Genomic DNA, 20396 nt, shown 5'->3' with positions numbered 1-20396 from the left:
CCTTTTTACCGGTAAGTGCCAAACTTACCGCAAGGTTTACCGCTGTAAAGCTTTTACCTTCCCCGGATATAGATGAGGTAACCAGGATAGTTTTTTTGTCGCCTTGTATACCAATAAAGCTGAGTGCTGTACGCAGAGCTCTAAACTGCTCGGCGATTACTGTTCGGCTGCCATCCTTTATCACAACTGCTTCGCCGGTGGTGTCATGTACCAATTCGGCAAGTACAGTAGCTTTTGTTTTCTTTTCAATTTCTGAGCGGAATAGCACTTCACGATTATATTGCTCTCTAATCAGTACAAAAGAAATCCCTATAATTACCCCTACTGCCAAACCAAACAGATAAATATTAAGCGGAACAGGCTTTATAGGCGCTCCCCTGCTTTCAGCAAAATTTACGATACGGCTATCCGCAACTGCAGCTGCACGTGATAGTTCAACCTCTTCCCGCTTTGTAAGAAGCAAGGTATAAATATTGTTCTTAATGGCCTGCTGACGGCTTATTTCTAAAAACTTGCGCTCTTTAGAGGGTACAGTTTTTAACTGAGATGTATTTACCCCACTTTCAGACCTTATCCTCCTCTGGGTTGCAAGAAGGTTTTGCTTTAACGCATTTAAATTCTCCAGTAGGCTAGGCTTAATTTGGTTAATACGCTCCTGAACAGCGGCTACAGGCGGTGAATTTTCCCCGGCCGTTTGCTTTAAGTTGGATAACTCCAGTTCAGCAGTATAAAGCTTGTCAAGTAGCTGTGTAAGAATAGGGTCGTTTATACCTAATGTTGATGGTACTGTACCAGATTGGTTTCGTTTACCAACAATATACTTCTCAACCTGATTAAGTACATCCAGTTGTATTTGTAACTGCGCTAGCTGGTCATCGTTCCTCTGTGCGTTGGCCAGGTAGGTACGACCTTCGGTTGATAAATCCACAATACCCTGGGTAGTGCGGTAATCCTGCATTTCTGTTTCTACGCCCGATAACTCACGCTGGACGAGCGCTAATCGAGAGTTTATGAAATTTAACGTGTTGGTTGCCGAAAGTACTTTTTCGTCTATGCCAGCTTTGTTATAAACAGTGACTAAATCGTTTAAAATATCTTCTGCACGAATAGGCACCTGGTCTGCCAGCTTTAAGCTTATCAATGATGATTGCCTGGCACCTTGTGCTACAGTTAAAGCCCCAAGAATACTTTTAGCTGCATCCTTTACGGTCCTTATTTGCAAGTAAAATTCGCCTTTGTACCCTTGTTCTGAGACATTTGACAAAGTCTTGACCGGATTGATGATGAAATCGCCATAGGGGGTACGTACAGGTGAGCCGAGCACGTATTTTTTGCCTGATATAGTTATATAGTTCTTTGTAGGAAGATATTCGAACGAAATAGGGAGATTGGGTGAATTTTGAAGCTCATTAGGATTAAGAGCTATAAATTTAACAGGATTTGGATAAATTAACACATCCCTCAGGGTGCCTTTGCTGTAAACCTGCGTGTATAACCCCAGGTCTTTTACAACCTGCTCTGTCAATGTTCGCGATTTGAGCATCTCTATTTCATTCTCTACAGTTTTTACCGATGCTGATACACCCAGCGCTTCAAGAACGTTAGCACCATCGCCGCCACCTGTTCTGTAATCCTTCAGCAAAATGGTGGAATTTGCCTCGTAAATAGGTGTTTGATAATGTATGTAGATATAACTGATTAAGAGCGATACTACAATCGTAAAAACAAAGATCGGCCAAAAAGGGAGGTATCTGAAAGCAATCGCACTTATCGCATTTTGAGAGGTTGTTCCTTCAAAAGGATTAGTTGCATTAGTAGAGGTGTTCTTCATTCACAGAAATTATTAGGTCTATTTTCTAATGATATTAAGGTAAATAACCAGGAGCAATGATATTGCACTGAAAGCATATGGAATTAGCTGCGTGCTCCTGTCAGACGATGCCGCCCTGGCGTTATTTGGCTCAACATATAAAATATCCTGATTTTGCAAGTTGTAAATTTCCTTATCAAACATTTGGCTATTGTTTAAGCTAAACCTTTTTGTTATCCTTTTTCCATCCTGCTCTCTTATCAGCAAAACATTGTCGCGCTTGCCAAATGCGGTAAGGTCCCCTGCAAAACCTAAGGCTTCCGGCAGCGTAATGTGTTCGTTAGGAACCGGAACAACACCAGGGTGGTTTACTTCCCCTAAAACAGTAATTTTATAATTCAATATTCTAACGTTAACTATGGGGTTAACTGCTATCTTTTTGACAAGCAAGGCTTTGGTTATAGAATCTGATAGCTGGCCTTTAGTAAGCCCGGCCGCATTAATGGTGCCCAGCAATGGTAATTTGATCGCGCCAGATTGATCTACCAAATATCCGTTTACTCCGCCCTGGCCACCGCTGCTGCTAATAGCTACTGCAGAATTCAAAAATCCTGTGGTTGTTATATCTGGCGTTGAAATATTTATCTGGAGAATATCATTGGCGTTAATTTTTGTTTCCAACTTTTGAACGTCTATTTGCGAGACGCTGTCTGCTTTGATGTTGTTAAAATACGTCAGCTTACGGGAACTAATACAAGAGTTTAATGAAGAAAGAACTGCAAAAGCCGACAGAAGCACCAGAAAGGTTAAGGAAGTTTTTTTCATAGGGATGATGACACACTCAGCTATTAGTTGGATAGATCCGACCAATGGCCTTGTTGCAAATTTAAAAAATTATGTTGCAATATAGTTTAACTTATTTACAGGCTGTCTTCCAATTCTGAAATCAGCAGATAAACACATTTCATATAAATCTTACAATAACGCTAACCGGGGGCACGTAAGGTATTGTAAATGATGCTTAACGGTTCAGCAATGCACGCCGCACCTTGTTTTTAAACAACTTTAATCTACGGCTAATATAATGAGAATTAGCAGATAACCTATTAGAAACACGTTCGTTATAGCTCTGCGCAGTTACGTGCAGCGGAATGTGCGGCTTGGTTATGTAACCTTGGAAGTGCAAAGTATAAAATTTGCTGAAGGTAGGTTTAATAGCTTCGCCTGCTATTTGCCCGTATAAGCCATCTACTTTCCTGAACATCTTTTTGATACCCGTCGACTTATTGCACAGGTACCAGTTATTCCAGCCATTGTAGGCAACGTTGATGTTAAAATCAATACTGATTCCCTCATCTTCCAGCGACAGGAGGTTGAGTACATTTGGCTCGGTTTCCGTGCGGAACACATCCAATAATATCATATCGGATACATTTCTGTTATCCAGGAATTTACCGGAGAGTGTTTCCTCCAGCAACCTTTTAAAAGCCGGCTCATCTGCATACTTCCTCACAACAAAGCTGCAAAAGTCTGCAATAAGTTTGCTGTTCCAGAACGAGGTATGACCGGAGGTAACGCTCTCCTGGTCACGCTGGAAAAACATGGTCGAGCCGTCAAACTTGCCTTTAATAAACTGATCATAAACCGGCTTCAAGTCCTCCAGGATCAGCACATCACAATCGGCGTAAACAAACTTGTCAATACCTAGATCATTTATAAGATCATTGATAATGAACCACCTGTCAAAACAAGTCTTCTCGAAAAAATAGGGGTTGGTAGAGTGGTGACTGTATACTTTGTCAAACTTGCGCTCGCGGGTGGCATATGGGGTTACATCTATGCAGTTGTAGCCGTCATACTGGTCTAAATGGGTGTCAGTCAGTACAAAGACGTTTTCTTTACCATTGGAAAGCGCGGCTTGCTTTATCACCTTGTCAAAGAAAAGGCTGGTATTGCTGCCCAGTTGCAAAAAGAATACCGGCAGCGGCGAGTTAACAAGGTCAGGATATTGTTGTACCGTGGCAGGTTCGCCCATAGCTTATTGCTGCTGTTGATTTCTGTGCAAGATAACTATAAAAACACTTACCACATATCGCCAAAGTGTTCAAAAGTGTTCAGCTTTTTTTATGCCGGTGCATTTTGAACACCCTTTTTATGATAACCTGAAAACCCCCGAAAAAAGCCAAAAACAACATCAAAAAGGCTGTTTTTGGCTCCATTTTCATCCGGCAACCTTCAAAAACCACACGTTTTTATCAGGGTATTTTGAAATAAATTTGCAGGTAATACTATAAAGTACAGGTGTAAACAGCCTGTTTATAATCAACAAAAAAAAGACCCTTCTGGTGGCGCCGTTTTATTAATGTTCCCACGGACGCGACATACCCCGCACTGTGTTACAGAGTTCAGGGTCATTTTATTTTTCCGATAACAGCCCCGTCAATGCTTTGATTATTGATGTCTTATCAGAAGGCCTCGGTGCACTGGTAGTGACAATTCGACCCTGCTTGTTGATAAGAATATAGGATGGGTAACCTGACAGCCGATAAGTGCCCATGAACAGTTTAGTAGCATCATCGGTGAAAAAGTAATTTTCGCCCTCTATATGTTTTTCCTTGATCAGTGTCTTCCAATTGCCTTCACCGGAGGCAAGGCAAAGGTTGACAAAAACGACGTCTTTATCCTGCATAGCCCGATAAAGGCCTGGCGTACTTTTCATCTCCTTGAGGCAGGGAGCGCACCATGTTGCATAAACATCAACGTACACTACTTTGCCGGTATATTTTGTGCGGAAATAATCAAAAGCATCTGTTAACGGTAACGTAACAACTTCAGATTTTTCTAAATAACTAATCCCCTTAATTTTCGTATTTGGGAAATTTGGGCTGCTGATCTTATTTAGCAGCGTTTTTAAAGCGTCATAATAAATACCCTTGGTAAACCATTGATCGGCATTTTTCAGAGAATCGAGTATTCCCGGATAACGGCTACCTGTAGCGGTGAGATGATGGTAAAGCATATAGTCGCGGCATTCACCGGCGGGCTCTTGAAGGATCAGGTCAACCGCTCTTTGCTCTGCTTCTACGGCACGGCCTTGTTTGGCAGCCTTACTTATGGTGCTATCGGCTGCTAATTTGTAATAAATGTAGTTGCTGAGATGGTACGGAAACATCATAGACTGAAAGTTTTCCGGATCATAGATGTCAAAAAATGGTTCTGTATAAAACTTAATGCGGGCCATACGGTCAGATGCTGACCTGTATTTTCCCGTATTGCCGTAATCTCCTATATTATTTGCTATCAGATATTTGATGTCCCTTTTGGCCCAGGCCCTAACTGTTTGACTAAGCTTGTTTTGATCAGCATATTGATCAATAGCGTTTACATAGCGTTCATAATCCTGCTTAACAGCTATCAGCATGTCAGCAGGTGCTAAAGCAGTATTATTTTGATGTACCGGCAATTGGTACAGGTAATTAACACATAAATTTAACTGGGTGCTGAGTGCAGCGTGATCACCTTTTATACTGAGCCATCCAAAATTTGGCTCGTCCAGTAATGCGGCATCAATTGTAATATATACAGAATCACCCGGTTGTACATAGAGGTTTATAAAATAGTTAAAGTAGTTAACCGTCATATTCTGAGTATATAGCATATCCTCACTTACAACAAACTCATTCCTGTCGTTCAATTGCACACTCTTCCCCCCGGGTATCAGGGGGTTACAAAAATTGAACTTAAGTACTTTGGGCGTAGCTGCCGATACATTAATAACTTTTCCGGCGATGATAACAGCACGCATTTCGTGCGGTTTAGCGAAAGCAAAGGCCACAGCAAAGGCAGCCATTAGTAATAATGATAATTTTTTCATTGAGTTAATAAGTGGTGGTAAATAAAATGTGGCGCGCTAACTCATTCGTTGCAGCGCTTTTTTTACAGCTTCGAGGTTTTGCCGGGATATTGGTATTTTCGAGCGGTCGTCCATCAGGAGCATTCCGTTATCTTCTTTTAAGAGGCTTTTTACATACTGCAAATTGACCAGGTGCGACTGATGCGTCCGCTGAAAATCATATGGCTTTAAAAGCTCTTCAAACTCTTTCAGGGTTTTAGAAACTAATACCTGATCGCCGCCCCTGATAAAAAAGGTGGTATAGTTATTAGAAGCTTCGCAACGGACAATCTGATCAACCTTTACATAATGGGTCTCCCGGGATGTGGGCAAGGCTATCTTAGGATATTCATGCTGCGCCTTTTGGAAAAAGCTGACGAGGTTTGCTATACTCAGGTTTTGCTGACGCGCTGCTATGCGGGTTTTGGCTTTTTCCACTGCCTGCTGCAATTCCGATACATTTACCGGCTTAAGCAAATAATCGAGCGCCGAAAATTTGATGGCCTGTATGCCGTACTGGTCGTAGGCAGTAACAAAGATCACCTCGAACGGAATACCCGTAAAAGCCTTTAACACGTCGAAACCAGACTTTTCCGGCATTTGGATATCCAGGAAGACCAATTCCGGCGTTACGTTTCTGATCAGTTCGATCCCGCTTTCCGCATTGTGGGCTGTACCTGTAATCACCACCCCGGTACACCATTTTGTTAACATGCCTAGCAGGTTTTCAATGTTATTAGGCTCGTCGTCTATAATAACTGCGTTAATATTCATGTCAGATCCAGTTATTTAAGGTTATTCTTACAACGGTGTTGCCGGGCCGGGAGACTATGGTTAATTCGGCAGGCTGATGCTTATAAATCTGGTTAAGTAAACTGATTCGCTCTTCGCTTAGCTTCAATCCAAAGGAATCTCCTGCCCTTATCTTGCCGGTATCGAAACCCTTGCCATTATCCTCAACAGAAAGTTTGAGGCTATGTCTGTCGGCCCAAACATTAAGCTTGATAAACCCTGCCTTTTCAGCGTAGCGATACCGTGTTTAACCGAGTTTTCGATAAAGGGTTGGAGCACCATAGCCGGAATATCTATATTGCTTTTACTCAATGAGGGATCTACTTCTATCCTATATCCAAAGCCAAAACGTAGTTGTTCCATTTGCAGGTAATCTTCTGCAATTTTAAGCTCTTCTTCCAAACATACCATTTCCTGTGAGGTGCTATTTAAAACCTTACGGGTGAGGCCGGCAAATTTTGGCTAGGTAAAGATTGGCCTCCAGCAATTCATTCTTGTTTACCAGGTTTTGAATTGAACTCAACGCATTAAACATAAAGTGAGGGTTCAGTTGTGATCTTAGCGATTTAAGCTTTAGCTGCATAGCCAGTTGCTGTTGTTGCCTTTGTTTAAGTTTGCGCTTATTATAAGACAGGTAGGTTAAAAACAAAGCGAGTAACACCCCGCTAATTAGTGAAACTTGTTTCAACGAGAGTTTTCTTGCTAGTATAGGAGGTGGCCGTACATCAAAAGGAATACGTAACATATTGTCCTCGTTCCAGTAAACCGGCCGTTCTTGTTTCTTAATAATTAGCTCATAATGCCCGGGTGCGGTAAATGCAGATTTATCAAGCTGAAAGAATCCATACCTGTCTACAAACCCAAGCCATTCAGAGGTGTCTTTCCGTCCGTTTACGGTTTTAATTAAATAAGCGGAGTGTACCAGTGTTTCCTGCCTTTTCAGCTGCAGGCTTATCCGTGAAACACTATCCGCTACAAAATGAAGGTCCAAGGGGACACCGGATTTGTTAAATTTTGTGGCATAACCACGGCTGAGTTTGGAAGAACCAAGGTTAAAGTAAGCAGAAGGTGTACCTAATCTTATTTCGGATAATATCGGTTTGAAGCTAACGCGCCAATCTAAGATTACCCCTTCCCGAATGCTATAGTTTTTGACATTAACAACTTCTATCACCAACCTACAGCCCGGGGCGTTAAATTTGCCGATAAAACCATAAGGCTGCTTAGCACCGTAACGTTGCTCTAAACCGCGCACCGGCGACCATGGCACTATCTCGGTGCTATCATTTTGCACAACATGATATTTATAGTCCCGGATGTTTTTGGGAGTAATGCCCATAGCAATAAGTATCGCTTCGGAGCTGTCCGCTATTACAAAGGTTTGATAGTCTTTTGAGATCGATTGAACCGAATTAGCATAATATTGAGTGAGCGCCGGGTTTAGCTTTACACCAAGCAAAACAGGACTTATTGGCGTAAATACCGCTTTGTTATTTTTCTTTAACCTGTCAAATACATGGTAAACGGCCTGATCACTAACAGGTACATACACCGGCTCGGTTACCATCGTCTTCAAGTCTGTCATCGTCATTTCAAACTGAAAATTGTTTCCAAAACGGCGATCTATGTCCTTTTGGGCGAAAAGCGTAAAAGTACCTAACTGTGAAAGTATCAGCAGTAAAAATCTCCGGTATGCTTTACCTGTTTTGTTATTTATAAAACACCTTGTTTTAGAAAGCATATCGTCTGTTTAGTAGTTAGCTAAACAAACTTGCCTTAAATATTAAATGGAACAAATAAACAATGAGAATTTGGGGCAAGATTTTTAGAATATGGTGTTCCCGACCTTGCAGGTAAGCTTGGCAAAACAATCAACAAAAAAGGCCGCCTTCCCGGCAGCCAATCTTCTTATCTATCCGGCAAACGCCTGCAGGTTTGTTAGTGGGTTTCCGCGTATTTAATAAAGCTGTTTAAGATGGACTGCCACCCCTGCTTTTGAAACTCAGGATCATTTTGCGTTTCAGGGTCAAATGTGGTTGTTAGGTGTGTTTTACCGTCTTCTTCAGTAAACAGGGTGGTTGCCTGCCGGCCATCAGCCATGGTGTAGGTAATCTCTTTATTTAAAACCACGCTGTCATATACACCTTCAAAGTCGAAGCCAAAGCTGCCGTCTTTGGCCTCCATACGGTTCTTAAACTTGCCGCCAACTCTAAGGTCGTTCTCGCTGCTGGGTGTGTGCCAGCTGGGGTCGGCCGTGTTCCATATCATAATGTCCGCAGGGTTGTTCCAAAGTTTCCAAACTTTTTCTACAGGTGCGTTTACTGTTGCTTCTACCGTAATTTTTGTTGCTTGTGCCATTGCCAGTTATTTTTTAGGTTTTGTTATGATCAAAATTACGACGGGAGATTAAATTACCGCTGTTGTGAATCTGCCAACATTCGGGGGAAGTTGCGACAAAATTTTATAAATTCGAACGACATACCTATTAATCGCTATGCTAATATCCGTTTTTGTACCAGAATATGGGGTTATAGAAGCTATTACACCGCCCTTCAGGACCTTTCATACTGCAAACGATATCTTGATTGCTTCCGGCAAAAAACCTGTTTTCACTGTTGAATATGTAGGCTTAAGTGAATACGTACCTGCCAACAATGGGGAGTATATAATAAAGACCAACAGGTTGCTGAAAGATGTTACCGAAACAGACCTGCTGATTATACCTCCTGCCTTTGGCGATACTGCCCAGGGTGTGAAAGCCAATGCAGAAGCGTTACCCTATTTTAAAAAGTTACATGACAAAGGCTGCAGCGTGGCAAGCTTATGTTTGGGTGCCTTCCTGCTGGCCGAAACCGGTTTGCTGAACGGCAAAAAGTGCTCTACCCACTGGGCACACATAGATGAGTTTAGAAAGCGGTATCCCGACGTGGAAGTGGAAGACGGCGCTATAATTACACAACATGGTAATATTTACAGCAGCGGTGGTGCAAGCAGCTTGTGGAACTTGATATTATACCTGGTAGAAAAGTTTGCAGGCAGAGAAATAGCCGTAACCGTTTCCAAGTACTTTGCACTGGATATCGGGAGGGCCGGACAATCTCAGTTCGCCATTTTTAAGGGTCAAAAAAATCATGGTGATGATGATATTAGAAAAGTGCAGGACTACATAGAAAAGCAGTATAGTGACAAGATATTAACGGGAACTTTGGCAGACCTGATCCATTCAAGCCGCAGAACATTTGAAAGAAGATTCAAAGAGGCTACCAATAATACCACCACCGAGTATTTACAGCGGGTACGTATCGAAGCTTCTAAAGCCTTGTTTGAAGCGTCGAGAAAAAACGTTACAGAAATAATGCTGGAGGTGGGCTATTCAGATGTACGGGCATTTAGAGACACCTTCAAAAAAATCACGGGGCTTACTCCCATCGAATACAAAAACAAGTTTGCAAGAACCGCTTATGAGGTGTAATCAGCTCAACTATCAGGTATAAAAAAAGCCGCTCTCTCGAGCAGCTTTTTGCCTGTTATCGGCATTTGTTCCCTTGAATGGATTCGAACCACTACAAACAGAGTCAGAGTCTGGTGTGCTACCGTTACACCACAAGGGAGAGTTTCGGTATTGGGCTGCAAATATAAAGCTTTTGTTAAAATCCTGCGAAGTAATTTTTAAATCGCCGCATGTGGCAATTGCCGCCGCGGGCAACAAATCGTGCTGTTTAATGTTTAAAGCACTATATTAGCCCTTGTATGAGATACACTAACTTCCTGTACAATTTTATTGCTTTTGCAGCAATATGCCTTGTTTTGAATTCCTGCGGCGGCGACAAGAAAAAAGGAAACAAGATATACACCAGCATAGAGACCGACGAATCTGTTAAGCCAACTTTTAAGCCGGTTTGGGGAATTAAGTACACCGAGGTGCGCCGTAACTTTCAGAACGGTGTTTCCTTTAACGATGACGGATACCAGCTTGAGCCGGAGTGGAAATTCTCGTTCGTTTCAGACGACACCGTGAATATCTATCACCCCAGGCGCAGCCGGTTTGTAAACGCGCCGGTGATGTTTGATCACGACTCGTTATTTAACATTGCCTGGGCTTGGGTGAGGTTACGTAAGCTGAGCAAGGATAGCATTGTTTTCCAGGTGATGAAGGTAGAAGGCAAGGAGTTGATGCGCGATAAATCTGTAGTGTACATGACCATGTACGCCAACGATTACATCAAGAACGTATTACATACAGATACTTCACATGCTAAACGGCCAACCCGTGCAGATACGTTATTTATAAAACACAAAACCGAGCTTGCCCTGCGCGATACCGATAAAGCATTTGCAGCGCGCGACATTGCGGTGCTCACCAGTAAAAGCAAAAACCTCACTATCGAGCGGGTTAACAATATAAAAGATGATGAGGAACAGGAAGGCCTGATACAAGACTACATGCTGCCCGAGTATAACATTAGGATAAAGAATGCGTATGATGATTTTAAATACGCCTTTAGCGTTCGTATTGACGAAAAGGGTACCCTGCACTATTTACGGTCTGTAAATTACATCTTTCCCGAATTTCTTAAATCTTCAAACAAAGCCATGAAGGGCATAGTGGATGGCTATTTAAAAGCCTACCTGGATGTAAAACCCGGCACAACGCTTGGCATACCCCACCCCTGCTTTATTATCGTTAACGTAAACGGGGCTAAGAAAAAGTAATATGCTTCTTTCCGGCTTTGTCGTCTATAAGCTTCTGCTTACATACCCTTATGTGATCAGTACTTATCAGCGCTGCCTGCATTAACCTTAACATTTATAAACGTGCTCACCGCTTCGTTAACTTCGTGGTGCCGCTCCATAAGGCCCATGTGACCGGCCGGTGTTAAAATCGTGAGGTTAGCACCGGCGAAGCCAGGGTTGACAGGTAGCTTGCAAAGTTTAGCTGCTGATAACTTTGCGTGCCTGCGAAGGTTAAAAACCTGGTCATGATAAGGCTGTTGCCGTTGATAAAGCTCATCCACTTGCTTAACCACAACACCGGCGAAAGAGCTACCATAAGCCAGCATATAGGTTTTAATATTGGGTTTTGGATGGCGGTAAGCAAGCCGCTTAAAATAGATGTTTTTGTTGGGTTGGTGTAAGTAGTGTGCTGCAACACAATACCCTTTATTGCCGAAAGCTGCTCCCGAAAAACTTTGCAGAAAGTTAATATGGTAAACCCGCCCATACTATGCCCCCATAAAATAGGGTTAAGCGGCTTTGTTTGCTCTATAACAAACTTAAGGCACGCTGCCAGGTGCTCCAGCTCATAATTATTACCGGCAGGTTTGCCTGATTTACCCAGGCCGGGCAGGTCCATTAATATCAGGTGATAATCGTTACCAAAATGCTTCTTTTGATAATACCACTGCATGCTGTTAGAGTCCCAGCCATGTATAAATATAATGGTTTGCTTGCCTGGTGTGCCGCAGTGCTCAATGTGTATCTCCGTTCCGTCGGCCATCTTAAGCTGCTGTTGCTGCTGGCAGCGTTCAGCTGCAGGTTCGTCCTCGCCGGGGCGGCTCTTACCCATAAATATCCTGAGTATCTGCTTGCCCAGCAACAGGTATACCAACACCACTATAGCTCCTATAAGGCAGCGTTGCGCATAGTCATGGTCCCACGGTTGGCCTACTACATCTTTATACAAATACCACTCGCGCCATAAATAAACTTCTAACCAAATAAGGAAGGCAGTAAACAGCTGAGTTAACAGGAAAGCAAGGACGATTAAAGGCATGATATAAGCGTATTGATCTGATAAGCGAACAGCATTAGCTCAAGAATGTTTAACTTCTAATTAAATATTTCACTATTAAGAATTCATCTCTCAAACAAAAATTGAAACAATTTAACACTAAGCAAGCTTGGTATTAAAGCGTATTAAGGAGGACTACCTTACAACTATACTTGTGTCTTTTTGAGAAATTAAATAACCAATGGAAACAACTAACATTAAAGCATTTGGCACCGAGGCAGCCGAAGCTCCTCTAAATCAACTAAACATCAACCGCAGGGTACCTACACCGCATGACGTAGAGATAGATATCCTGTTCTGCGGTGTTTGCCACTCCGACCTGCATACCGCGAGGAACGAATGGCATGGTACCGTTTACCCTTGTGTACCAGGCCATGAAATAGTTGGGAAAGTTGTGCGCGTGGGCGACCATGTAAGTAAATTTAAAACAGGCGACCTGGTTGGTGTGGGCTGTATGGTAGATTCGTGCCGCGAATGTGAATACTGTAAAGAAGGTCTGGAACAATATTGCGAACCTGGTATGACCGGAACCTATAACGACCCCGACAAACACCTGGGTGGCCGTACGTTTGGCGGCTACTCTGAAAGTGTTGTAGTAGATGAGAACTATGTATTGCGCATACCTGACAACCTTGATGCAGCAGCAGCCGCGCCTTTGCTGTGCGCCGGTATTACAACCTATTCCCCGCTTCACCACTGGAAGGTAGGTCCGGGTCAAAAAGTGGGCGTTGTAGGTATTGGCGGTTTAGGCCATATGGCCATCAAAATTGCAAAAGCAATGGGTGCGCAGGTGGTGGCATTTACCACATCCGAATCTAAGTTTACCGAAGCTAAAAGGCTGGGAGCCGATGAAGTGGTGCTATCTAAAGATGCAGAGCAAATGGCAGCTTACCGCGGCAAGCTTCACTTTATTTTAGATGCGGTATCTGCCGAGCACGACATAAACGCGTACCTGAATTTACTGCGGGTAGATGGATCTTTAGCGTTGGTCGGCGCGCCGGAACTGCCGCTGCCTGTAGCTGCCTTCAGCCTTATACCTAAACGCAGGAGCTTTGCAGGATCAATGATCGGCGGCATTGCCGAAACACAGGAAATGCTTGATTTCTGCGGAGAACACAACATCACTGCCGATATCGAGATGATCAACATACAGGAGATCAACGAAGCTTACGAACGTTTGCTGAAGGGTGACGTAAAATATCGTTTTGTGATTGATATGGCGTCACTAAAAAACAACAACTAATAACGACCATGGAACATTACACCGATGAAGAAATGCAAGCCGAAGGTTATAAGCCGGCTCCTGCAGATTACTTTACCGGCCGCGCCTGGCTAAAGCCGTTTGTAGCACCAGACGATAACACTAACTGCATCGTAAGCGATGTACTTTTTGAACCCGGCACCCGCAACAACTGGCATACGCACGGCAGCAACCAGATACTACTTGTAAAAGAAGGTGTCTGCTACTACCAGGAAGAGGGTTCGCCTATCCAAAAAATTGAAGCTGGCAGTGCTATTAACGTATTGCCAGGTATTAAACACTGGCACGGTGCATCGCCGGATTCGATAATGATCCATACGGCTATAGGCATCAACACAGAAAAAGGTATAGTGAACTGGCTGGACCCGGTGACAGATGAGCAGTACAACGCTGCTGAATAAAAAATAGATTTAGCTGAGAGCGGTTAAAAATTGGCTGTCGTCAATTTGCAACCGCTTTATTATTTAAGACCCACTTATATATTCCACCAATACGTCCACTTTATTACCAGTTGGCGGTTCTTGGCCATAAATGGTGAAGGAATGGAGTTATCGCCATAAACAACAAAGAAGTCTGACGCAGGCTTGTAGCGCCATTGCAGGCGGGTATTGATGTTCATGTTATTAGCCTGCTCGTTATACTGTACATAGGTGGTAAAGTACAGCGTATTAGTAAGGGTGACATCCGCGCGGGGACCGATCAGCCAGAATTTATTATGGCCGTAAGGCTGCGGCAAGCGCAGGTCATTAAAAGCCAAATTCAACGACAGGTTTACAAACGGCTGGAATCGGTAACCTATTTGCCCTATCAAAGCTAACCGGGTACCATCATCATAATACCCGCCGTACGAAGCTTCGGCCAGGTAGGTGAACAGGCTTTGCGGCTTGGAAGCGTACTGCACATCGCCGGTGTTCCAGTGGTTCTCAAAACCAACGGGCAGCATCGGTTTGCCGGTGTTCGTAGGATCGAACGGCCGAAGCAGCTTTACGTAAGTATCCAGACCTGAAAAGGTGAGCACGCTACGATTTCGGAAAGTAACTATATAGCTCAGGATGCTTTCGTTATCGGTACGTTTATAATGCTCGTCAAAAAAGTAGTTTGACGATAGCTGCACGCCGTGCGACAGCACTACACCACTTTTAGGAAAAAAGTTATGCAGCAGCAAGGGGTTAAGCTTGTTGTAGCCATTACGGGGTACGTAGCCCACCTCGGCATTGTAATTGCGCCCTACGTACTGCTCCTGCAGGTATAACGTCCAGTATTTGCTTAGGTATTGCAGGTGCGCGGCCTGCACATAATCGTGACCCTTTATACCGGGCGTGAACGATTTTAAACCAAGCAGCTTACCTGTCCACAGGTTGTTTGATGAGGCGAGGTTATACTCTACACCCAGGTTGCGGTTATAAGCAGGCGAAGTGTTGCCTGGGTTAGGCGCGCTGCCTGTACCATCCTTATTAACAAACATTATCCCGATGTTAGAGCGGGAGAAAACCCGCCGCTGCAGGGTAACAATCCCAAAGTTTTGCGCCGGCAGGTGTCCCCCACCGGACTGCCCTGTTTGCACATCCATCACACCTACGCGCCAGTTTTTATCAATCTTACCCGTCATACGGCCGCCGGCACGTATAGGTGCGTTGAGCCCTATCCGGCGCGAAAAGAACGGGCGGATGTCTGAATAGCCGAAGTTGGCGAACAGGTCGCCGTTTTCCAGGAAGAACTGTCGCTTCTCCGGAAAGAACAACTCGTAGCGGTTAAGATTAATTACCTGCTGGTCTACATCTACCTGGGAGAAATCCGGATTAACCGTTAGGTCAAGATTGAGCGATGAGGTCAGGCCGATCTTCACGTCACCGCCAACGTCCTTACGCCAATCAGTGCCTGTGTGATTGGTATAATCTTTTGTGACACCGGCAAGCGCGTAAGGTATCACCGAGATATTGCTGTTGGCCACCGGAGGCGCTTTGTCCCAAACAATGGTGCCGGTGTAAGCAAGCGAAGCCGTAGGGAACTGCCGAGGAACCGGTGCCCATGCCGACTTTTCGGTTGTCTTCAGATCGTTACGACTGAAGTTTACCCCCCATTCGCGAATGCCTTTTTTGTATCTGATGGTCTTAAAAGGAATAGCCGCCTCAAAAACGTACCGGTCCGGGTAGTTCTTCACTACAGAATACCACTTGTTGTCCCAACTCAGGTCTACCTTACTGCCTTCATACATAGTTCCATCCCATTGTGCACCGGCTGCATTGGCGCCAAAGCTAAAACCATCTGTACGGGCATCAAAAGGGTCGAGAAAGAAAATAAAGTTGTCGTTCTTACCAAAGTTAAAGTCACGCTTCAGCGACTCCACCATATACCCCGATGTAGGCTGATAACAAACGGCAGATATGTAAAGGTTATCATCGTCATAGGTCATCCGCACGGTGGTGCGTACATTGGCCCGGCTGGTATCCATTGGCAATACCATAGCAAAGTCGCTGGTGGTGTCAGCAGATTGCCAGCCTGGCTCATCCAACAGGCCATCTATCTTAATTTTAGATGCGCTGCGGTGTATCTGGTAACGATAATTGATGTTTTTCTTCTGTGCATAAGAAGTTAATGCAAGCAGGCAGCAGCCTAGCAGCAACGTAAATTTTAGTGTAGACACAGGGGCTTATTGGTATTTGGATGATCGGGGTACTCGGTAACAAGTATATTGATAATTTTAAGGAAAATAAGCTTTCTTTTTAAAAATGATCAAGAAGTTTAAAGCCTATTGTGTAACCTGCAATCTTGTTATCCCTATATTTAGCGCATGCAAGACACCCTACAACAACAGTTTGGCAATATCGATATTTACCTGTTCGATCAGCTGTTAAAAGGCACCTTTAGCAATTGTCAAACCATATTAGATTCAGGTTGCGGCGGTGGCCGTAATCTGGTCTATTTCCTGCAGAATGGTTATAACCTATTTGGAGTAGACCCTAACCCCGATGCGGTGGCACAGGTGCGCGATATGGCTGCGGTGCTTGCACCAAAGCTGCCTTCAGCAAACTTTTTGGTAGCACCTGCGGAAGACCTGCCCTTTGCTGGTGCATCTTTCGACTTGGTCATCAGCAGTACTGCACTTTGCTCAAAAAATTGAACACTTTGATGCGATGGTCACCTCCATGTGGCGGGTGCTTAAACCGGGTGGTTATTTCTTTGCCCGCCTGGCCTCTGACATAGGTATTGAAGATAAAGTCTTGCCTTTGGGCAACAACCACTACCTTCTTCCTGACGGATCAGAAAGGTTCCTGGTAAACCACCAGATATTGCTGAACTATACCCGTGAGTTAAACGGTGAGTTGTTTGAGCCCATAAAAACCACCAACGTGCAAAACCTCCGTTGCATGACTACCTGGTGCGTGCATAAACTTTAATAAAAAAGCGACCGGCTCTTCAGCTGGTCGCTCCTGAAAACTATAAGAACACTTTAAATCAGACGTCGTGGGTAGATTCGAACTACCGTATAAGGTTTTGCAGACCCTCACCTATCCTCTCGGCCACACGACTTTATCTTTCAGCCTTATTTGTTAGGCTGCGGAGTTGTCCTGAGATAAGGTTTTATCACCTTATGCCCCTTAGGGAACTTAGCCGGTATGTCTTCTGTTTTTATGGATGGCAGCACTACCACATCTTCACCGTCATTCCAATCGGCCGGAGTTGCAACGCTGTGGTACGCGGTCAGCTGCAGCGAATCGATTACCCTTAAAATCTCCTGGAAATTACGTCCTGTTGATGCCGGGTAGCTGATGATCAGCTTTATCTTTTTATCAGGCCCTATTACAAACAGCGAGCGTACTGTTGCGGTAAGAGAAGCGTTTGGGTGTATCATATCATATGCCTGTGATATCTCTCTGCTCTCATCTCCTATTATAGGAAATGTAACCTCAACGCCCTGGGTTTCGTTTATGTCGTTTATCCACCCTTTGTGCGATTCCACGTTGTCTGTACTCAATGCTATCACCTTTACATTGCGCTTGTCAAACTCATCTTTTAACGATGCGGTTTTACCAAGTTCAGTTGTACAAACAGGCGTATAATCCGCCGGGTGCGAGAACAGCACACCCCAGCTGTCGCCCAGGTATTCGTAGAAATCTATCTCTCCGTTTGATGTTTTTGCTTTAAAATTTGGGGCGTCGTCGCCAATGCGTAAGCTCATGTTTTTAATTTTATTAAGTTTTAAGTATCGGTTTGCTGCAATAAAGCTATGCAAATTGCAAACGTTTAACCAATAAAATTATCCCGGAAGAGTGTTGATGAGGCGCTAAATACAAGCCAAAAGGACGCTTTTACAAACGTTCTGTTTTCTGTTAAATCAGCTTATCTGTCCCCGTTTAGTTCGGAGCAGGAATTAGCACCTTACACTGGTATAATACCGGTACAGGTTGCTAAGACATCATAGGGCCTTTCCCTCTGTCTTTCTGGATAAGTATATTTAAAGAACGATATCGATACAAATATAGATATAAAATCTATAATTCCTATAGACTTTATAAATTTTATACTTTTTTCATCTAAGTGCCTGACAAACAAATAAAAAATTTATTCTCACAACATTTGGTGAAATAATGAATAACAATTAATTCCTTTTGCTAAGGTCCATATCATGACAGTTATTGATGCCACAACTCTTTTACGTGTTACGACGTATAACGCAGTAATAATTTAATACTTTTAAATATAACTGTAGGTATAATGTTAAATATGAAATAATGCTGCGAATTAATTTATACATTAGCAAGGAAATATTATCTACCAAAAGTTAAATAAATTAAAAATATAGACAATTATTAAACAACAGCGTTGTACAGGTACCAAAATTGTACCTATATGTTTAATAAGGTATTTAATAAAAGAGAAGAAACGGGTTAAATGATGAGCAATACGGTAACAGATAATTTTTCTGAAGAAAGTGCTGCACGCCTTGCCCGTTTAATAAACAATGTAAACACCGGTATCTGGCAGTATGATCAGGTTACGCAAAAGGCGCGGTGGTCTGCCGGGTTTTACACTTTACTTGGCTACAAACCCGGCGATATAGAGTGCTCCTACAAAAACTTTTACGACAATCTTCTTTACCACGAGGACAAGGCTGCCTTTATAAAGGCCACCCATTATTCGGGGCCGGGGCCTGCGCCCGTAGCACAAGTCCGTTTGCTTACAAGGCACCGGGGGTACCAGTGGTTTGAAAGTACGGCTTTGAAGTACGATGGCGACGACGGCAGGTTTATATACGGAGTACTCAGCTACATTGACCATCACAAACTTACCGAGTTAAAAGCTAAAAAAGCAGAGTTCTTGTACTCTGAAACCAGCCGCATTGCCAGAATTGGCGGTTGGGAAATAGATGTATCAACAATGAGCCTTTATATGTCTCCCGAAATATTTGAAATATATCAGCTATACGGCGACGTTAATATGACCTTTGACGAGGCAATCAGCTTTTTTGAACCACAGTACCAGCCTGTAATTACCAAGGCGATTGACGATGCTATAAAACACTGCAAACCTTACGATCAAGAGATGCTGTTTCGCACGGCTAAAAATAACGTTATTTGGGTTAGGGCAAAAGGTGAGCCGATAATTGACGATGATGGCAAATGCGTCAAGGTGCGTGGCATTTTCCAGGACATTGATATAATTAAACGACGAGGCTTAAGTATGCAATCGTCTATCAACCTGCTGGACGATCAAAATAAACGTTTGCAAAACTTCGCCTACATTGTTTCGCACAACCTTCGTTCGCATGCGGGCAATCTCAAATTCATGGTTAACCTTTTTGAAGAAAGCACAGCCGAAGCAGATAAGGAAGAGATTTTTTCACATATAAAAACCATCAGCCACAGCCTGACCGCTACCATGGGTCATTTGGATGAGATCGTCAAAATACAATCGGAGATAGGCAAAGAGCGTAAAACGGTAGCCTTCCAAAACATCTTTAACAATGTTGTGGCGGCTTTGGACACTAACATAAAGGCTACGAACGTACAACTTAACACTGATTTTAGCGGCGCGCAAGAGATAAGCTATATACCCGCCTATCTGGAAAGCATCTTCCAAAATTTACTTACCAATGCAATTAAGTACCGCCACCTGCAGCGGCAACCGGTTATTACCTGTTATACTTACAAAGAGCAAGAACACATCTACCTCGTTTTTGAAGATAATGGTGTGGGTATAGATATGCAGCGCTACGGCGACCAATTATTTGGTATGTACCGCACCTTCCATAATAATAAAGATGCCAAAGGCATAGGCCTTTTCATGACACGCAACCAGGTAGAAGCACTGGGCGGGAGTATAGACGTAGAGAGTACCGTTGATGTTGGCACTAAATTTACAGTAAAGTTATCGTAAAAGATACTACTGTATAATGAGTGATGAAAGAAAAAGAATGACTGCCTGTATTATTGATGACGATGAAATTTTTGTTTACGGCTTTAAAAAGCTGGTGCAAATTAAGGGTATACACGCTGATACGCTTGATTTTAGCAATGGCAAAGAAGCTATTGACTACCTGAAAGACCCCGTTAACACCCACACTTTACCCGACGTAATATTTGTCGACATTAACATGCCGGTAATGAACGGCTGGGAATTTACCTGCAACTACGAGGAAATTAAAGCTCGTTTGGGCAAAAAAATCCCGGTTTACGCTATCAGCTCATCAATTGACATAGATGATATTATTCGTGCAAAAAATAATTCTGTAATTAAAGATTACATCCTTAAGCCTATAGACGAGGCTTACATGAAGGACATCTTCAACTCCATAGATCCCGGTTTCGGCTTTCAGCAAATAGGTTAGTATCTCAATAAAAAAGACGCG

The 20396-nt window shown here is 43.4% G+C and carries 19 protein-coding genes, 2 tRNA genes and 1 riboswitch; of the genes, 8 read left to right on the top strand and 13 right to left on the bottom strand.

Annotated features, from left to right (window positions below):
- The 8 genes from AC59GT_RS19910 to AC59GT_RS19875 all read right to left on the bottom strand — a co-directional run.
- Positions 1-1831, bottom strand: a 1831-nt coding sequence (locus tag AC59GT_RS19910; RefSeq protein WP_497239282.1) for a GumC family protein, incomplete at its 3' end; no start/stop codon positions are given.
- Between the two features lie 18 nt (positions 1832-1849).
- Positions 1850-2635, bottom strand: a complete 786-nt coding sequence (locus AC59GT_RS19905) for a polysaccharide biosynthesis/export family protein (protein WP_497239281.1) — start codon at positions 2633-2635, stop codon at positions 1850-1852.
- A 196-nt stretch (positions 2636-2831) separates the two neighbouring features.
- A complete protein-coding gene (locus AC59GT_RS19900) occupies positions 2832-3845 on the bottom strand; it encodes a hypothetical protein (RefSeq protein ID WP_497239280.1) in 1014 nt (337 codons plus the stop codon).
- 381 nt (positions 3846-4226) lie between these two features.
- Complete coding sequence (locus AC59GT_RS19895) at positions 4227-5684, bottom strand: TlpA family protein disulfide reductase (protein WP_497239279.1); 1458 nt, start codon at positions 5682-5684, stop codon at positions 4227-4229.
- A 36-nt stretch (positions 5685-5720) separates the two neighbouring features.
- Positions 5721-6476, bottom strand: coding sequence for a LytR/AlgR family response regulator transcription factor (locus AC59GT_RS19890; protein WP_497239278.1), 756 nt, complete (start codon positions 6474-6476; stop codon positions 5721-5723).
- A gap of 147 nt (positions 6477-6623) precedes the next feature.
- Entirely contained in the window at positions 6624-6905 is a 282-nt protein-coding gene (locus tag AC59GT_RS19885) for a hypothetical protein (RefSeq protein WP_497239277.1), read from the bottom strand.
- A gap of 25 nt (positions 6906-6930) precedes the next feature.
- Positions 6931-8235, bottom strand: a complete 1305-nt coding sequence (locus AC59GT_RS19880) for a histidine kinase (protein ID WP_497239276.1) — start codon at positions 8233-8235, stop codon at positions 6931-6933.
- A gap of 197 nt (positions 8236-8432) precedes the next feature.
- Positions 8433-8852 (bottom strand): SRPBCC family protein, encoded by a 420-nt coding sequence (locus tag AC59GT_RS19875; protein WP_497239275.1) that lies wholly within the window; start codon positions 8850-8852, stop codon positions 8433-8435.
- 136 nt (positions 8853-8988) lie between these two features.
- On the opposite strand from AC59GT_RS19875, the gene AC59GT_RS19870 reads away from it, so the two are divergent.
- Entirely contained in the window at positions 8989-9966 is a 978-nt protein-coding gene (locus tag AC59GT_RS19870) for a GlxA family transcriptional regulator (protein WP_497239274.1), read from the top strand.
- Between the two features lie 68 nt (positions 9967-10034).
- Here the strand turns inward: AC59GT_RS19870 and AC59GT_RS19865 are convergent.
- Positions 10035-10105 (bottom strand) — tRNA-Gln (locus AC59GT_RS19865).
- Between the two features lie 139 nt (positions 10106-10244).
- On the opposite strand from AC59GT_RS19865, the gene AC59GT_RS19860 reads away from it, so the two are divergent.
- Positions 10245-11207, top strand: coding sequence for a hypothetical protein (locus AC59GT_RS19860; protein ID WP_497239273.1), 963 nt, complete (start codon positions 10245-10247; stop codon positions 11205-11207).
- A gap of 163 nt (positions 11208-11370) precedes the next feature.
- Here the strand turns inward: AC59GT_RS19860 and AC59GT_RS19855 are convergent, their stop codons facing one another.
- Positions 11371-12267, bottom strand: coding sequence for an alpha/beta fold hydrolase (locus AC59GT_RS19855; protein WP_497239272.1), 897 nt, complete (start codon positions 12265-12267; stop codon positions 11371-11373).
- A 199-nt stretch (positions 12268-12466) separates the two neighbouring features.
- Here AC59GT_RS19855 and AC59GT_RS19850 point away from each other — a divergent pair, with 199 nt between their 5' ends.
- Both AC59GT_RS19850 and AC59GT_RS19845 read left to right on the top strand, forming a co-directional pair.
- Positions 12467-13528 (top strand): NAD(P)-dependent alcohol dehydrogenase, encoded by a 1062-nt coding sequence (locus AC59GT_RS19850; protein WP_497239271.1) that lies wholly within the window; start codon positions 12467-12469, stop codon positions 13526-13528.
- Between the two features lie 8 nt (positions 13529-13536).
- The gene (locus AC59GT_RS19845) at positions 13537-13947 is read left to right on the top strand and encodes a cupin domain-containing protein (protein WP_497239270.1); all 411 of its coding nucleotides are present in this window, start codon (positions 13537-13539) and stop codon (positions 13945-13947) included.
- A 74-nt stretch (positions 13948-14021) separates the two neighbouring features.
- On the opposite strand, the gene AC59GT_RS19840 is transcribed toward AC59GT_RS19845, so the two are convergent.
- Positions 14022-16190, bottom strand: coding sequence for a carbohydrate binding family 9 domain-containing protein (locus tag AC59GT_RS19840; RefSeq protein ID WP_497239269.1), 2169 nt, complete (start codon positions 16188-16190; stop codon positions 14022-14024).
- A gap of 147 nt (positions 16191-16337) precedes the next feature.
- On the opposite strand from AC59GT_RS19840, the gene AC59GT_RS19835 reads away from it, so the two are divergent.
- Together AC59GT_RS19835 and AC59GT_RS19830 are read left to right on the top strand one after the other, a co-directional pair.
- Entirely contained in the window at positions 16338-16667 is a 330-nt protein-coding gene (locus AC59GT_RS19835; RefSeq protein ID WP_497239268.1) for a class I SAM-dependent methyltransferase, read from the top strand.
- Between the two features lie 13 nt (positions 16668-16680).
- On the top strand, positions 16681-16944 hold the full coding sequence (locus AC59GT_RS19830; RefSeq protein WP_497239267.1) for a hypothetical protein: 264 nt from the start codon (positions 16681-16683) through the stop codon (positions 16942-16944).
- Positions 16945-17006: 62 nt separating this feature from the next.
- On the opposite strand, the gene AC59GT_RS19825 is transcribed toward AC59GT_RS19830, so the two are convergent.
- Both AC59GT_RS19825 and AC59GT_RS19820 read right to left on the bottom strand, forming a co-directional pair.
- Positions 17007-17077: transfer RNA gene (locus AC59GT_RS19825), tRNA-Cys, on the bottom strand.
- A 13-nt stretch (positions 17078-17090) separates the two neighbouring features.
- On the bottom strand, positions 17091-17726 hold the full coding sequence (locus AC59GT_RS19820; protein ID WP_497239266.1) for a peroxiredoxin: 636 nt from the start codon (positions 17724-17726) through the stop codon (positions 17091-17093).
- Positions 17727-17884: 158 nt separating this feature from the next.
- A riboswitch (SAM riboswitch) is annotated at positions 17885-17999 on the bottom strand.
- Between the two features lie 440 nt (positions 18000-18439).
- Here AC59GT_RS19820 and AC59GT_RS19815 point away from each other — a divergent pair.
- Both AC59GT_RS19815 and AC59GT_RS19810 read left to right on the top strand, forming a co-directional pair.
- The gene (locus tag AC59GT_RS19815) at positions 18440-19924 is read left to right on the top strand and encodes a PAS domain-containing sensor histidine kinase (protein WP_497239265.1); all 1485 of its coding nucleotides are present in this window, start codon (positions 18440-18442) and stop codon (positions 19922-19924) included.
- A 16-nt stretch (positions 19925-19940) separates the two neighbouring features.
- Positions 19941-20375, top strand: a complete 435-nt coding sequence (locus AC59GT_RS19810; RefSeq protein ID WP_497239264.1) for a response regulator — start codon at positions 19941-19943, stop codon at positions 20373-20375.
- The last annotated feature ends 21 nt before the right edge of the window (positions 20376-20396 follow it).

The sequence above is a fragment of the Mucilaginibacter sp. 320_HR genome (genome assembly GCF_059691875.1).
The sequence above is the reverse complement of the archived record's forward strand: the minus strand, read 5'-3'. Positions and strand labels throughout refer to the sequence as shown.